Origin of the sequence: Mesorhizobium sp. M2E.F.Ca.ET.219.01.1.1 (assembly GCF_004016445.2) — a bacterium.
Classification (GTDB): domain Bacteria; phylum Pseudomonadota; class Alphaproteobacteria; order Rhizobiales; family Rhizobiaceae; genus Mesorhizobium.
In genome coordinates, this window is record NZ_SADT02000002.1 from 1,306,749 (window position 1) to 1,322,927 (window position 16,179).

11 protein-coding genes are annotated in these 16,179 nt (G+C 64.8%); 10 read left to right on the forward strand and 1 reads right to left on the reverse strand.

From position 1 onward, the window contains the following. Window positions 1-102: 102 nt before the first annotated feature. Both ileS and EN862_RS17195 read left to right on the forward strand, forming a co-directional pair. Window positions 103-3,066, forward strand: coding sequence for an isoleucine--tRNA ligase (gene ileS, locus EN862_RS17190; protein ID WP_127865451.1), 2,964 nt, complete (start codon window positions 103-105; stop codon window positions 3,064-3,066). Between the two features lie 190 nt (window positions 3,067-3,256). Next, window positions 3,257-3,931 (forward strand): hypothetical protein, encoded by a 675-nt coding sequence (locus tag EN862_RS17195; RefSeq protein WP_127865452.1) that lies wholly within the window; start codon window positions 3,257-3,259, stop codon window positions 3,929-3,931. Window positions 3,932-3,974: 43 nt separating this feature from the next. On the opposite strand, the gene EN862_RS17200 is transcribed toward EN862_RS17195, so the two are convergent. Next, window positions 3,975-4,433 carry a nucleoside deaminase gene (locus tag EN862_RS17200; protein WP_127865453.1) on the reverse strand — a complete coding sequence of 153 codons (459 nt, stop codon included), beginning with the start codon at window positions 4,431-4,433 and terminating at the stop codon, window positions 3,975-3,977. Window positions 4,434-4,612: 179 nt separating this feature from the next. Here EN862_RS17200 and EN862_RS17205 point away from each other — a divergent pair, with 179 nt between their 5' ends. The 8 genes from EN862_RS17205 to EN862_RS17240 form a co-directional block, all read left to right on the forward strand. Next, window positions 4,613-6,592, forward strand: a complete 1,980-nt coding sequence (locus EN862_RS17205; RefSeq protein WP_127865454.1) for a pseudouridine synthase — start codon at window positions 4,613-4,615, stop codon at window positions 6,590-6,592. After that, window positions 6,573-7,127: a 16S rRNA (guanine(966)-N(2))-methyltransferase RsmD gene (gene rsmD, locus EN862_RS17210; protein ID WP_127865455.1), complete on the forward strand. Its 555-nt coding sequence runs from the start codon at window positions 6,573-6,575 to the stop codon at window positions 7,125-7,127. Before EN862_RS17205 ends, rsmD begins: the two co-directional genes overlap by 20 nt. A gap of 150 nt (window positions 7,128-7,277) precedes the next feature. After that, window positions 7,278-8,639 carry a pitrilysin family protein gene (locus tag EN862_RS17215; RefSeq protein ID WP_127865456.1) on the forward strand — a complete coding sequence of 454 codons (1,362 nt, stop codon included), beginning with the start codon at window positions 7,278-7,280 and terminating at the stop codon, window positions 8,637-8,639. Between the two features lie 8 nt (window positions 8,640-8,647). Next, on the forward strand, window positions 8,648-10,027 hold the full coding sequence (locus EN862_RS17220) for a pitrilysin family protein (RefSeq protein ID WP_245519632.1): 1,380 nt from the start codon (window positions 8,648-8,650) through the stop codon (window positions 10,025-10,027). Beyond that, window positions 10,024-10,881, forward strand: coding sequence for a patatin-like phospholipase family protein (locus tag EN862_RS17225; protein WP_127865457.1), 858 nt, complete (start codon window positions 10,024-10,026; stop codon window positions 10,879-10,881). Before EN862_RS17220 ends, EN862_RS17225 begins: the two co-directional genes overlap by 4 nt. 559 nt (window positions 10,882-11,440) lie before the next feature. Continuing rightward, window positions 11,441-13,486, forward strand: a complete 2,046-nt coding sequence (locus tag EN862_RS17230) for a type I secretion system permease/ATPase (protein WP_245519614.1) — start codon at window positions 11,441-11,443, stop codon at window positions 13,484-13,486. A gap of 1 nt (window position 13,487) precedes the next feature. Then, window positions 13,488-14,789 carry an HlyD family type I secretion periplasmic adaptor subunit gene (locus EN862_RS17235; RefSeq protein ID WP_127865458.1) on the forward strand — a complete coding sequence of 434 codons (1,302 nt, stop codon included), beginning with the start codon at window positions 13,488-13,490 and terminating at the stop codon, window positions 14,787-14,789. Window positions 14,790-14,861: 72 nt separating this feature from the next. Then, the coding region (locus EN862_RS17240; protein ID WP_210235669.1) for a hypothetical protein at window positions 14,862-16,179 on the forward strand (1,318 nt) is incomplete at its 3' end.

Genomic DNA, 16,179 nt, shown 5'->3' on the forward strand with positions numbered 1-16,179 from the left:
TGGAGCCGCCGGGAGTTTTCGCGCGCGCCCCTCGCGCTTTTTCAGAAATCAACGCATATCGCCCGGGCTTTTCGCCACCGGGCACCCTGAGATGGCAGATCAATGACCGACACCGTTGAAACGATAGACTATTCCAAGACGCTTTATTTGCCGCAGACGGATTTCCCGATGCGCGCCGGCCTGCCCGAGAAGGAGCCCGGCCTGGTCAAGCGCTGGCAGGACATGGACCTTTACAGAAGACTTCGCGAGGAGGCCGCCGGCCGCGAGAAATTCGTGCTGCATGACGGTCCGCCCTACGCCAATGGCAACATCCATATCGGCCATGCGCTGAACAAGATCCTCAAGGACGTGATCAACCGCTCTTTTCAGATGCGCGGCTACGACGCCAACTATGTGCCGGGCTGGGACTGCCACGGCCTGCCGATCGAGTGGAAGATCGAGGAGCAGTACCGCGCCAAGGGCAAGAACAAGGACGAGGTGCCGGTCAACGAGTTCCGCAGGGAATGCCGCGACTTTGCCGCGCATTGGATCAAGGTGCAGGGTGGCGAGTTCCAGCGCCTCGGCGTCATCGGCGATTTCGACAATCCCTACACGACCATGGCTTACCACGCCGAGTCGCGCATCGCCGGCGAGCTGCTGAAATTCGCCATGTCGGGGCAGCTCTATCGCGGCTCGAAGCCGGTGATGTGGAGCGTGGTCGAGCGCACCGCGCTCGCCGAGGCCGAGGTCGAGTACCAGGACTATGATAGCGATACGATCTGGGTGAAGTTCCCGGTCGCCAGCCTCGCGCAGCCGGTCGCCGGCGCCGCGCCGACGCTGGACGGCGCCGCGCTCGACCTGGTCCAGGCGCATGTCGTCATCTGGACGACCACGCCCTGGACCATCCCCGGCAATCGTGCCGTCAGCTATTCGCCGCGTATCGGTTATGGCCTCTATGAGGTGACGGCGGCCGAGAATGCCTTCGGCCCGCAGCCCGGCGAGAAGCTGATCTTCGCCGACGCGCTGGCTGAGGACGCGGCGGCCAAGGCCAAGGTCACCTTAAACCGCCTTCACAGTGTCTCGAGCGAACAGCTTGCCAGCCTTACGCTTTCGCATCCGTTGCGAGGGCTTGGTGGCGGTTACGAATTCCCCGTGCCGATGATTGCCGGCGAGCATGTCACCGACGACGCCGGTACCGGCTTCGTCCACACGGCGCCCAGCCACGGCCGAGAGGACTTCGATGCCTGGACGGATGCAGTGGCCGAGCTCGTCAAGCGCGGCGTCGACACCGCGATCCCGTTCCCGGTCGATGACGCCGGCTTCTTCACCCGCGATGCGCCGGGCTTCGGCCCGGACCGCGAGGGTGGGGCCGCGCGCGTCATCGACGACAACGGCAAGAAGGGCAACGCCAACCAGGCGGTGATCGACGAGCTTATCAGGCGCAACGCGCTGTTCGCGCGCGGCCGGCTGAAGCACAGCTACCCGCATTCCTGGCGCTCGAAGAAGCCGATCATCTTCCGCAACACGCCGCAATGGTTCGTCTACATGGACAAGGACCTCGGCGACGGCACGACGCTGCGCAGCCGCGCGCTGAAGGCCATCGACGACACCCGCTTCGTGCCGGCTGCCGGCCAGAACCGCATCCGCGCCATGATCGAGGAGCGCCCGGACTGGGTGCTTTCGCGCCAGCGCGCCTGGGGCGTGCCGATCGCCGTCTTCGCCGACGAGGACGGCAATGTGCTGAAGGACGAGGCCGTCAACCAGCGCATCATGGATGCTTTCGAGAAGGAAGGCGCGGACGCCTGGTTCGCCGACGGCGCCAAGGAGCGTTTCCTCGGCAATCACGATGCCTCGAAATGGCACCAGGTGATGGACATCCTGGACGTCTGGTTCGATTCCGGCTCGACCCATGTCTTCACGCTGGAAGACCGTCCGGACCTCAAATGGCCGGCCGACGTCTATCTCGAGGGCTCCGACCAGCATCGCGGCTGGTTCCATTCCTCGCTGCTCGAAAGCTGCGGCACTAGGGGCAGGGCGCCTTACGAGGCGGTCATCACCCATGGCTTCACCATGGATGAGGAAGGCCGCAAGATGTCGAAATCGCTCGGCAACACGGTGGTGCCGCAGGACGTGATAAAGCAGTCCGGCGCCGATATCCTGCGGCTCTGGGTGGTGACGACCGATTATTGGGAAGACCAGCGGCTCGGCAAGAACGTGCTGCAGACCAATATCGACGCCTATCGCAAGCTCAGGAACACCATCCGCTGGATGCTGGGCACGCTCGCCCATGACGACGGCCAGGAAGTGCCGGTCGAGACGATGCCGGAGCTGGAGCGGCTGATGCTGCATCGGCTGTCCGAATTGGACGAGGTGGTGCGCCAGGGCTACGACGCCTTCGAGTTCAAGCGCATCACCCGCGCGCTCCTGGACTTCATGGTGGTCGAGCTTTCGGCCTTCTATTTCGACATCCGCAAGGATGCGCTTTACTGCGACGGGCCGTTGAGCCTGCGCCGCAGGGCGGCCGTGCAGGTGGTGCGCCACCTCTTCGAATGCCTGGTGAAGTGGCTGGCGCCGATGCTGCCCTTCACCACCGAGGAAGCCTGGCTCGACCGCCATCCGGATGCGGTCTCGGTGCATCTCGACCAGTTCCCGGCGATCCCGCAGAACTGGCGCAACGAGGCGCTGGCCGAGAAATGGCGCAAGGTGAGACAGGTGCGCCGCGTCATCACCGGCGCGCTGGAGATCGCGCGCGCCGAGAAGCTGATCGGCTCTTCGCTGGAAGCCGTGCCGGTGGTGACGCTGGACGACGCCGCGCTGGAAGCGGCTATCGCCGATGTCGACATGGCCGAGATGGCGATCACCAGCGACCTTGTCATCAAGCACGGCAAGGTGCCGGAAGGCGCCTTCACGCTCGACGACGTCAAGGGCGTCGCGGTGGTCGTGGAGAAAGCCGAGGATCGCGGCTTGGTCAAATGCGCGCGCTCCTGGCGCTACACCGCCGATGTCGGGCAGGATCCGGAATTCCCGGATGTTTCGGCTCGCGACGCCGCCGTGCTGCACGAGCTGAAGGCGCTTGGGCGTCTATAAGCCGGTGCAAAAGTACCACGCCGGGCGGACCATATCCGCCCGTGCGTTGCCCTTAACAAGTGGTTGAGGTAAACACGCGACACTCCGGCAGACAAATTGTCGCCGGATTTCCGTCGCAAGTGCGGGGAAGAAGGGGACCGTGCCCTTGGCCGGTGGCGACCGAAAGGCAGTTAGAGTGGGACTTTTTGGCATGACCGACAGAACGTTCGCGCGCGCCGCGCTGCTGGCGCCGCTTGTGGTATCGGCCATCGCCTTGTCGGGCTGCATGAGCTCGCCGACCTACGGAACCGACAAGACGGCCGCCGCGCAGCTCTTCGACGATGTTTCCGGCGCAGTCTCGATCACGCCGAAGCGCCGCAATCCGATCGACTACAAGCCGCGTCCCGATCTGGTGAAGCCCGCCCCCGGGCAGAAGGAAACCCTGCCGCCGCCGCAGGAGAGCATCGAGACGGCGAGCACCGAGTGGCCCGAATCGCCCGAAGCGCGCCGCGCCCGCATCCGTGCCGACGCCACCGCGCATCAGAACGACCCGAATTACCAGCCGGAAGCCGTCGAGGATGTGCAGACCGATCCCGTGTCGGTGAAGAAGGCGATGGCTGACTCGGCCTCCAGCCACCCGCCGCGCTGGTCGCCCGATGATTCCAGCGCTACGCGCACCGCCGAGATTCAGCGCCGGCTTGCCGAGCAGAAGCAGGGCGATCCGACCACTCGCAAATATCTGAGCGAGCCGCCGCTTGCCTATCGCCAGCCCTCCGACGCCGCGCCGCAGAACGAACTAGGCGAGGACGAGTACAAGAAGGAGCGTCGCCTCAAGGCACAGGCGGAAGGCAAGAAGGGCGGCTGGTTCGACTGGCTTGGTCTGTGAATGGTCAGTAGTCAGTAGGCAGTAGTCAGTAGTGATCCGGTCACTACTCACTACCATTCCGTCTCTCGCGAAAGAAATCCTTGAGGATGAGCGCGGCTTCGCTTTCGCCGATCCCCGCGTAGACGTCCGGCGTGTGGTGACAAGTAGGCGACACAAAAAAGCGCACGCCGTTGACCACCGCGCCGCCTTTCTCGTCGGCGGCGCCGAAATAGAGCCGGCGCAGCCTGGCGAAGGAGATCGCTCCGGCACACATGGCACAGGGCTCTAGCGTCACATAGAGATCGTGGCCGGTGAGCCGCTCGCTGGCGAGTTTTTGGCAGGCCTCGCGGATCGCCAGCATCTCGGCATGCGCCGTCGGATCGGCAAGCTCGCGGGTACGGTTGCCGGCTTTCGCGATCACGGTGTTGCCGCTGGCGATCACCGCGCCGACCGGCACTTCGCCGCGGCCAGCCGCCGCCTCGGCCTCTGCAAGCGCCAAGGCCATGAAATCCGGTCGTTTCAAGCGGTTTCCATTCCGATTATTCCTCGCCACACGAGAATGATCCTGTTATCTAGCGCGAGACCCTGAAAACCGGAATCGGTTTTTGCCGCGCGCTGGATGCGCAAAATCAAGATGACACTGCCTGCGTTGGGCGTCCGCAAGGGCGCGCGGCGCTGTAGCAGGCAAAGACGAGCAAAGTAATGGACGACGACAGGAAATCTCCACGCGGGCCGCGCAAAGGCGGCTCGAAACCGGCGGGCCTGCGAGACGACAAGCTGGCCTACGGCGCCAAGAAGCCGTTCGCGAAGCGTGAGCGGCCGATGGCCGCCGAAGGCGAGCGCCCAGCCCGCGATTTCAAACGCAGCTACAAGCCGCGTGACACGGCTGAAGGCGCGGAGCGCGGCGACTGGCCGTTCCGCAAAGGTCCGCCGCGTGACGGCAAGCCCTTCGAGAAGCGCGAAGGTCGCAAGCCCTTTGCGCCACGTGGTGACCGGCCGATGGCCGTCGAAGGCGAGCGCCCGGCCCGCGACTTCAAGCGCAGCTACAAGCCGCGTGAAACGGGGCCGCGTGACACGGGTGAAGGCGCGGAGCGCGGCGACCGGCCGTTCCGCAAAGGCCCGCCGCGCGACGGCAAACCCTTCGACAAACGCGAGGGCCGCAAGCCCTATACGCCACGCGGTGACCGGCCGGTGGCCGCTGAAGGCGAGCGTGGCGAACGCCGTTTCGAGCGCTCCAGGCCTGCTTTCGGCGAGCGCCCTGCACGCGACTTTGCCGACCGGCCGAAGCGTGATTTCAGCGATCGTCCGCGCGGCGCGGGAAAGCCGGAAGGCGGCTTCAAGCCGCGTCCGCGTCCTTCGGAAGCCGCGCCGGAGGCCGGCGAGCGCATCGCGAAGCGGCTGGCGCGCGCCGGCATCGCCTCGCGCCGCGACGCCGAGGAACTGATCGCGGCCGGCCGCGTCAAGGTCAACGGCAAGGTGCTGGACTCGCCGGCCTTCAACGTCAGCGCCACCGACGTCATCCATCTCGACGGCACCGAGATCCCGCCGATCGAGCGCACGCGCCTGTTCCTGTTCCACAAGCCGGCGGGCGTCGTCACCACCAACCGCGATCCGGAAGGCCGCAAGACCGTTTTCGACGTGCTGCCGTCCGACCTGCCGCGGCTGATGACCATCGGCCGGCTCGACATCAACACCGAAGGCCTGCTCTTGCTCACCAATGACGGCGGACTGTCGCGCGTGCTCGAACTGCCGGCCACCGGCTGGCTGCGGCGCTATCGCGCGCGCGTCCACGGCAAGGTCGAGGAAAGCGCGCTGGCCGGCCTGCGCGACGGCATCGCCGTCGACGGCGTCTTCTACGGTTCGATCGAGGCCTCGCTCGACCGCGAGCAGGGCACCAATGCATGGTTGACGCTCGGCCTGCGCGAAGGCAAGAACCGTGAGGTGAAGAACATCCTCGGCGCGCTTGGCCTCGACGTCACACGGCTGATCCGCATCTCCTACGGACCGTTCCAGCTGGAAGATCTGCCCGAGGGACATGTGCTGGAGATCAAGGGTCGCGTGCTGCGCGAGCAGCTCGGCGAGCGGCTGATCGAGGAAGCCGGCGCCAATTTCGATGCCGAAATCCAAAAGCCGTTTTCCAACAAGCCGGTGCGCGGCGGTGGTCCGCGTCGCGAAGAAGCCGACCGGCCGAAATTCACGCGCGACGGCGACCGCCGGCCGATCGGCGAGGGTGGACTGATCAAGGCGCGCAAGCGCCGCGAAGGCAGCCGCGACGAGGCGCTGAGCAAGCTCTCGACGAAGCCTGAGCGGGCGTTCGGCGAGCGCGGCGCGAAGTCCGATCGTGGCGGCTTCGGCGACAAGCCGCGTGGCGGGTTTGGCGACAAGCCCCGTTTCGGCGGTAAGAAGTCCGAGCGCGAGCAACGGCCGATCGAGCCGCCGGGCCAGCGCAAGGCCAATGTCTGGATGGCGCCAGGCGCCCGGCCGATCGGCAAGGGCAGGGCGGAAGCCGACGCCGCGAGGGCCGCCGAGGCGAAGGCGCGCAAGGCATCCTACAAGCCGGGCGGCAAGGGCAAGCCGGGCGCGAAGCCGTTCGGCAAGCCCCGCGGCGAGCGCCCCGAAGGCGATGGCGGCAACAGGCCGCGTGGTCCTAAGAGGGGCGGCGATGCGGATCGTCGGCGGTGAGTTCCGCGGGCGTCCGCTGGCGACGCCGAAAAGCAATGCCATTCGCCCGACCACCGACCGCACCCGCGAGGCGGTGTTCAACGTCCTGGCGCATCGCTACGCCGACAGGCTGGAGGGCGGCCGTGTGCTCGACCTCTTCGCCGGCACGGGCGCGCTCGGGCTCGAGGCTTTGTCGCGCGGCGCCTCCTACTGCGTCTTCATCGAGGAATCGACCGAGGGGCGCGGCCTGATCCGCGAGAATGTCGAGGCCTACGGGCTCACCGGCCGCACCAAAATCTTCCGCCGCGATGCCACGCATCTCGGTGAAGCCGGCACGATCTCGCCCTTCGGCCTGATCTTCGCCGATCCGCCCTATGGCAAAGGCCTCGGCGAGCGCGCGCTGCGCTCGGCCAGGGCCGGCGGCTGGCTTCTGCCCGGCGCGCTCTGCGTCGTCGAGGAGGCGGCCTCGGCGCCGTTCGAGCCGGGCGCTGGCTTTTCGGTGATGGACGAGCGCAATTACCGCGAAACGGTTATCCGGTTCATCGAGGCCAGCTAGGTTGTTCTGGAAGTGAGCATGATGTCGTCCGAAAACCACTTCACACTTTTCGGCATCACGCTCCGGCCACGCCTCGAAAATGCCGAACAATTCACTTTGCCTCACCAGCGAACCTTGCCTATCGTCGCGCAACCGGGACCGGAGAACTTGATGACACCTACACGGATTGCGCTGCGCGCGGCGCTCCTTGTCGGCACGCTGGCGATGGCGGCGTCGGCTCCGGCCCGCGCGGCCGACGATGGCGACGTCAAGGATTTCCTGCTCGACAACGGCATGGAAGTGGTCGTCATCCCGGACCATCGCGCGCCGATCGTCACCCACATGGTCTGGTACAAGATCGGCAGCGCCGACGAGCCCGCCGGCAAATCCGGCATCGCGCATTTCTTCGAGCATCTGATGTTCAAGGCCACGACCCATCACGCGGCCGGCGAGTTCGATCGTGCCGTGTCCGAGATCGGCGGCTCCAACAACGCCTTCACCTCCTACGATTACACCGCCTTCCACGAGACGGTGCCACCCTCGGCGCTCGAACAGATGATGAGCTTCGAGGCCGATCGCATGCGCAACCTGATCCTGACCGACGACGTCATCAAGACCGAGCGCGACGTCATCCTGGAGGAGCGCCGCTCGCGCATCGACAGCAACCCGCAGGCGGTTCTCGACGAGGAGGTCGATGCGACGCTCTGGCAGAACCAGCCCTATCGCATTCCGGTGATCGGCTGGATGCAGGAGATGGAGCAGTTGAACCGTCCGGACGCGAAAGCCTTCTACGACAACTATTACCGGCCCAACAACGCGGTGTTGATCGTAGCGGGCGACGTTGAGCCGGATGCCGTCAAGGCGATGGCCGAGCGCACCTACGGCAAGGTCGCGCGCGGTCCGGATCTGCGGCCGCGCATCCGCCCGGTCGAGCCGGAGCAGAACACCAAACGCACAGTGACGCTGACAGATGCGCGCGTCTCGGTGCCGAGCTTCTCGACGCAATGGGTCGTGCCATCCTATCATACGGCCAAGCCCGGCGAGGCGGAGGCGCTCGATCTGCTCGCCGAGATCCTCGGCGGCGGCAACCGCAGCCGGCTCTACCAGGAACTCGTCGTCAAGCAGGGGATCGCCTCCGACGCGGCCGCCTATTTCCAGGGTACGATGCTCGATGCCACCAACTTCACCGTCTATGGCGCGCCGCGCGGCGACGCCAAGCTTGCCGATGTAGAGGCGGCGGTCGACGCCGAGATCGCCCGCATCGTCAAGGACGGCGTGAGCGACGATGAGCTGGAACGGGCCAAGACCCGCTATGTGCGCTCCATGATCTTTGCCCGCGACAAACAGGACGACATGGCCAACATGTATGGCTCCACGCTTGCCACCGGCGGCAACGTCAAGGACGTGCAGGAATGGCCGGACCGCATCCGCAAGGTCACCGCCGGTGAGGTCAAGGCGGTGGCTGCCCGCTACCTGGTGCTCGATCATTCGACCACCGGCTATCTCTTGCCGCAGCAACAGGCGGGGAATTGATGATGAGCATGGATCATGCCAGCGGCTTCCCTTCTCCCACAAGGGGAGAAGGTAAAATCCATCGCGCCGTCGCCACCCTTTGCTTCGCCCTGTTCTTCCTGCTCCTGCCGGCGCTCGCGGCCCGCGCGGAGATGAACATCCAGGAGGTGAAGTCGAAGAAGGGCATCACCGCCTGGCTGGTGGAGGATCATTCGATCCCGCTGATCGCCATCCGCTTCGTCTTCGATGGCGGCAGCGCGCAGGATCCGGCCGGCAAGGAGGGCCTGGTCAACCTTATGACCGGCCTGTTCGACGAAGGCGCCGGCGACCTCGACAGCGACGCCTTCCAGCAGAAGCTCGACGATGCCGGCGCCGAGATGAGCTTCCAGGCGGCGCGCGACGGCACCTACGGCTCGATGCGCATGCTGTCGCAGGAGAAGAACGCTTTCGAGCTGCTGAGACTTGCCGTCAACCGGCCGCGTTTCGATCAGGCGCCGATCGACCGTATCCGCGCCCAGGTGCTCTCCGGCATTCTCGCCAATGAGCGCGATCCGAACACGGTGGCGCAGCAGCGCTGGCTGCGCGCCATTTATGGCGAGCATCCTTATTCGCGTTCCGACCAGGGGACGAAGGACAGCCTGACGACCATCTCCGCCGATGACATCAAGGCCTTCCACAAGGCCAATTTCGCCCGCGACGGCCTGCATGTGGCGGTGGTCGGCGACATCGATGCCGCGGCGCTGAGCGACAAGCTGGACGAGGTCTTCGGCGATTTGCCCGAAAAGCAGACATTGGCTCCGGTGGCCGATGTCACGCCAAAGCTCGGGCAGCAGCTCGAAGTGAATTACGACTTGCCGCAGACTTCGCTGCAGCTCGCCTGGCCGGGCGTGAAGCGCAGTGATCCGGATTTCTTCGCCACGGTTCTGATGAACGAGATTCTGGGCGGCTCGACCTTCACCTCGCGGCTCTTCGCCGAAGTGCGCGAGAAACGCGGCCTCGCCTATGGCGTCAGTTCCGATCTCGTCGACAATGAGCACTCCCACGCGCTGCTGGTGACGACGGCGACGCGCTCCGACCGCGCCGCCGAAACGCTTGCGATCGTTCGCCAGGTGGTGAAGGACATGGCTGAGAACGGCCCCACCGAGGAAGAGCTTGCGGCGATCAAGAAATACATGATCGGCGCTTACGCCATCAACAATCTGGATTCCTCCAGCTCCATCGCCGCGACGCTGGTCGAGCTGCAGGTCGACAATCTCGGCATCGACTATATGAAGCGCCGCGCCGCGCTCATCAACGCGGTGACGCTGGCCGACGTCAAGGCGGCGGCGAAGAAGCTGCTGTCGGCCGATCCCGCCGTGATGGTCATCGGCCCGCCACTGGTGCAGGTGGCGGGAGGCGGCAAGGGATGAGCCCGACCTTCGGGGTGGCTTTCGGCGGCGGCGGCGCGCGCGGTCTCGCGCATATCCATATCATCGAGGCTCTCGACGAGCTTGGCATCAAGCCGGTGGCGATCGCCGGCTCGTCGATCGGCTCCATCGTGGGAGCCGGCATGGCGTCGGGCATGACGGGCGCCGAGATCCACGGCTATGCCCGATCGATCCTCGGCAGCCGGGCCGAAGTGGCGGCGCGCATGTGGCGCTCGCGGCCGGGCACGATCGCGGAGGCCATGCAGGGCGGCATCCGCGTCGGCCAGTTCAACATCGAGCGCATCCTGAAGGCCTTCCTGCCCGAAGCGATCCCGCAGACGTTCGACGCGCTGAAGACCCCGCTCAAGGTGACGGCGACCGATTATTTCGGTCACAAGCTGGCGGTGCTCGCCGAGGGTGAATTGCATTCGGCGCTCGCGGCTTCTGCAGCCATCCCCGCGGTGTTCCGTCCGGTGGTGCGCAATGGCTGCCTGCTGATCGACGGCGGCATCTACAATCCCGTCCCGTTCGATCTCCTCGAAAAAGATGCCGACATCATCATCGCGATCGACGTTGTCGGTGCGCCGAGCGACGCCGAGCGCAAGCACCCGACCACGGTCGACCTGATGTATGGCGCCTCGCAATTGATGATGCAGTCGATCATCGCCAACAAGCTGCAGCAGTCCAGGCCCGACATCCTGATCCGCCCGAAAGTCTCGAAGTATCGCGTGCTCGATTTTCTGAAGATCGAGGCACTGATGGCCGAGACGGCGGAGATCAAGGACGAATTGAAGCGCGCCGTCGAAAAGGCGGTCGCCAGGCATGGCGGCAAGCGGGGGAAGAAGAACGCTGTCTGAGGGTCTCCTCTGATCGCACCCTTCAGGCGCAAGCGGTGGCGACCGAGGTCCGACAACCGAAGTCCGATGGGTCGGCGCATAGGTCTTCGGTTGAGCTGGACCTAAGAATAACCCGAGGTATTCTTTGTACTGATTAGCAGCCTTTTATGCATAGATTTGAGGCATGTCACAAACTCTTCATCGAGTTGCCCGTTGACGCACGCTCCGGTAGAGTTAATAATTTCCTAATATAAGGTAGCGCAAATAATCTCCCGACCGGCAACAACGAGTTACGGCGCTACTGGGGTAGGAATAGCATTGCGGCATTTTCGCCGCCGTCGCCGTCATCCTTGAGCAGTAAGCCGTCGAGAGCCGCCACTCGCCGGCCAAAAGCAGTTGGTGCGGCTTGCTCGACGTTATGCGAATCCCCCCTTTACGGAGTAGGCGCTGATCTCAGCGCTCTTGGCACGGGTGCTTGGGCTGTCTCGCCCGGCCATCATGCCAACGGCGGCAACTGACGCGCCCGGGATGTGAAAGGCGTGTCGTGGCTGTGGGGTTCAGTAGCGCGTCGCTCAGGTTGATGGGCACAGCCTTTGGTTCGGCGCAGGCGAAGGTGCGGCTTGTCGGCCTGATCCTCGTCGCTTGCGTTGCCATGTTTTTCCTCTTCGGCTCCGGCCGGCATGTATCGATAGGCTCGATGCTCGTCGCGGCGGCGATGGTAGGTTTCGGTTGCCTGGCCATGTTCCGCGCCCGAGGCGGCGTGGTGCAAGATGCGGCGGAAAGCGTCGTCGACGCCGCGCACTCTCGCACAGTGACACGCAGCAAACCTTCGACGAGAGCGACCGGCCGTCGGCCGGCCGGCTCCGCTCGTTCCGAACTCGCCGCCGCGCTTGCCAGCTGCCGGTCCGCCTTCGTCGCGGTCGGCCTGTTCAGCGGCATGCTCAACGTGCTGATGCTGGCGGGCTCACTCTACATGCTCGAGGTCTATGATCGCGTGCTGCCCAGCCGCAGCCTGCCGACGCTCGTCGGCATTTCGATCCTGCTCGTCATCCTCTATTGCGGGCAGGCCTTTCTCGATTTCGTGCGCGCTCGGGTTCTGGTGCGGATCGGCGGGGCGCTCGACGAGGCGCTTGGCCATCGCGTCTATACCTCGATGCTGAGATTGCCGCTGAAGGCAGGGCGCGAGGGCGACAGTCTGCAGCCGATGCGCGATCTCGACAGCGTGCGCGGCTTCCTGTCCGGCATAGGTCCGACGGCGCTCTTCGACCTGCCATGGATGCCTATCTACCTGGTCATCATCTTCATGTTCCACTGGGTGCTTGGCGTGACGGCGCTGCTCGGGGCAATCGTGCTGGTCGTGCTGACCCTGCTTGCCGAGCGGTTGACCCGACAACCGGTATCGGCCGCCACCTTGAGTGGAAACCGGCGCGGTGGGCTTATCACTGCCGGCACGCGCAATGCTGAAGTTGTCGCCGCCATGGGTATGGCCGGCGGGCTCGCGTCGCGCTGGCGAGATGCCAATCTCGATTTCATTGCTGACCAGCGCAAGGTCAGCGACGTTGCCGGCAGCTTCGGCGCTGTGTCGAAAGTACTGCGCATGCTGCTTCAGTCGTCGATGCTCGGCATAGGCGCCTGGCTTGTGATCGAACAGGAGGCCACGGCGGGCGTCATCATCGCCGCCTCCATCCTCAGCGGCCGCGCGCTGGCGCCGGTCGATCTCGCGATAGCCAACTGGAAAGGTTTCGTGAGCGCGCGCCAGGGCTGGCAACGGTTGACCAAAGTGCTGGCGGCCATGCCTGCCGAGAATGAACCGATGCTGTTGCCGGCGCCTAACGCCAGCGTGACAATGCAGAATGCGATGATCGCGGCTCCTGGAGCACAACGGCTGCTGGTCCAAGACGCCAGCTTCGCCATGGAGGCGGGCCATGGGCTCGGCATCATCGGCCCGAGCGGTTCGGGAAAATCCACCCTGGTCAGGGCTCTCGTCGGGGCTTGGCAGCCGGTAAGCGGCCGCGTCAAGCTTGACGGCGCCGATCTCGACCAGTGGTCCTCGCAGGAACGCGGCCGCCATATCGGCTACCTGCCACAGGATGTGGAGCTGTTTGCCGGCACCGTCGCCGAGAACATCTCGCGCTTCGAACTGGACGCCGACGCCGACGCTATCATCGCCGCGGCAAAGGCCGCCGGCGCGCATGACCTGATTGTCAGCTTCCGCCAGGGCTACGAGACCGAGATCGGCGAGCATGGCGAAGCACTTTCGGCCGGGCAGCGCCAGCGCATTGCCTTGGCACGCGCGCTGTACCGCGACCCGTTCCTCGTGGTGCTCGACGAGCCGAATTCCAATCTCGACATGGACGGCGAGCAGGCGTTGATCCGCGCGATGCTTGGCGTTCGCGAGCGCGGGGGCGTTGTCGTCATCGTCGCCCATCGTCCGAACGTGCTTGCCGCAGTCGATTTCATCATGGCGATGAATCAGGGGCGCTTGCACGAATTCGGACCGAAGGACGAGGTTTTCGCCAAGATGTTCCCGATGCTGCGGCCGGTCGCGTCAAGCAACCCGCCGCTGCGGCCGACCGCGGACTCAGCCCCTGTTGCTGCCGGCATCCGAACCGGGGGAGGGAACTGACATGGCCGCGCCGGGCAACTCCCACGCGTCGATCCGCTTCTATACACGGCTAGGGCTCGGGGCCGTGCTGCTGCTTGCCGGTGGCGTCGGCGGCTGGGCGTCGGTCACCGAGATCGCCGGCGCGGTTATCGCGCCCGGCGCGCTTGTGGTCGATTCCCACGTCAAGAACGTTCAGCATGCGACCGGCGGCATCGTTGCCGAGATCGATGCCCACGACGGCGACAAGGTGAAAGCCGGCGACCTTCTGCTGCGTCTCGACCGCACCGTGCCGGCCGCCAATCTTGCGGTGGTGAGCAAGGCGCTCGACCAGCTCACGGCGCGCAAGGCGCGTCTCGATTCGGAACGCCGCGGCAGCGAGGACATCATCTTCCCGAAAGAGCTTCTGGACCGTGTCGCCGATCCCGACGTCGCTGAAGCCGTGGCAGGCGAAAAGCAGCATTTCGAGACCCGGCGCACCTCCCGCGCCGGCCAGAAAAGCCAGCTTGGGGAACGCATCGCCCAGCTCGAGAAAGAGATCGCCGGCGACATCGCGCAGGCGGAAGCCAATAGCAAGGAGATTGAGTTGGAGCAAAAAGAGCTCGCTTCGGTGCGCGCGCTCTGGGCGAAGAAGCTCATCTCGATCGACCGGCTGACCCAGACTGAGCGCGAGGCCACGCGCCTCGACGGCGAACGGGGCCAGCTCGTTGCCTCCCAGGCGCAGGCCGAGGGGAAGATCGCCGAGATCAAGCTGCAGATCATACAGATCGATCTCGACCTCAGCACCGAAGTGAACAAGGACCTTCGAGACGTCGACGGCCAGATGAGCGAACTCCTGGAGCGCAAGGTCGCCGCCGAGGACCAGCTGAAGCGGGTCGACATCCGGGCGCCGCAGGACGGTGTCGTGCAGCAGTCGATCGTCTATACGGTCGGCGGCGTGGTGAAACCGGGCGAGACGATCATGCAGGTCGTGCCCGACAACGACAGCCTTGCCGTGGAAGCCAGGATCGCGCCCAGCGACATCGACAAGTTGTGGGTCGGCCAGTCGGCCTCGCTGCGCTTTTCGGCATTCAACACGCGCACCACGCCGCAAATCGACGGTGTGGTCGAGAGGACCTCGCCCGACATCGCCACCGACCAGCGCACCGGCGCCAGCTACTACACCGTGCGCATCAGGACGACCGCCGCCCAGGTCGCGCGCCTCGGCGAGGTCAAGCTGGTGCCCGGCATGCCGGTGGAATCCTTCATCAAGACCGAGGACCGATCGGTGATTTCCTACCTGGTGAAGCCTTTGCGGGACCAGATCACTCGAGCCTTCAGGCAGTAAACCCGCGTCACGCGGGAAAATGGAAACAGCAGACACGAAACGTAACCGGATTCAACTTCAAGGGGAAACGTCATGGCCGACATTACGGACAATCTGACAGGTGATCCGCTCGCGACATCCGATCCTACGACAACCGGAAGCGCCGACCCCGTCGCGCAGCCTGCAATCTTGCTTGACCAAGCGGATGCGGATTACGCGCCCGGCGAGACGGTGGGAATCACGACCACCAATGTCTCGGACGGCGGCACGTTCACCTTCGAGGTTGCCCATCTCAGCGCCGGCGCCGACGGCGTCCTCGGCACCGCGGACGATGTGCTCACTTACGATCTCACCGGCACCGGTACGCCCTGGACCGTAACCGATGGCGGCGCCGGCGATCTCGACGGCGTTGTCAACGGCTCGATCCAGACGTCCTGGTACGTCAACGGCGACGCGGCGAACCAGGCGTTCGTGCTGACGGCCACCGACGATTTGGGCAACACGGCCACGACAGTGTTCACGGATGCGCCGCCGCCGCAGACGCCGCCGACGACCTTTGCCTATGTCGACACCCACATCGACATAACCGCCGACAACACGATTATGGACGCCGCCGGTGCTCGGTTTTCGAGCCGCGACACCACGATTTTCTCCAATCTGGTAAGCGGTTCTTCCGGCACCGGCAATTGGTCCGTGTTTGCGCAGATTCAGAATGCCGGCGCGGAGCAGGGCTTCAACAGCCCCGATGGCGTGTTGGATGAAAAGACGTCCAGCCAGCACAATATGGTCATTGCTCTGAACTCTCTGATCAAAGTCGATGCCGATGGCACGGTAAACCCGAACGGAGCGTATTACGCATTCCGTCTTGATATGCATCAGACGGGGGCGAATCCATTCCTCTCGCTCGATCAGCTGAAGATCTACCAGTCGGCCAATGGCAGTCTTGGTGCGGGCAGCTTCGCGGCCGGCCCTGACACCGCCGGGACGGACCCCAACTTCCATTTCACTTCTGGGAACACCACTTTAGCTTACAATATGAATGCTGGGGGGACCTACTCGGTTCTGATGGACGCCGAGTATGACAGCGGCAGTGGCGGTGGCGGCGACGTGATTGTTCTGGTGCCGACTGCCAATTTCAATCCTGCGAACGGCAACTTCCTGTATTTCTATACCGCCATGGGATTCCAGGGTGGTGACTGGTCTGGCACCGGCACCTTTGAGGAATGGAGCGCGCTGAGCAATCCGGCGCCCTTCTCGATCTCGGGCACGAAGTATGAGGACCTGACCGGCGACGGCAAGACCGCGGACGACGTCGCGTGGACGCATGGTCCGGTGACGATCTTCATCGACGACGACAACAGCGGCGACTTCAGCGCGGGCGACCGCACCACGACCACCGACGCTTCCGGCA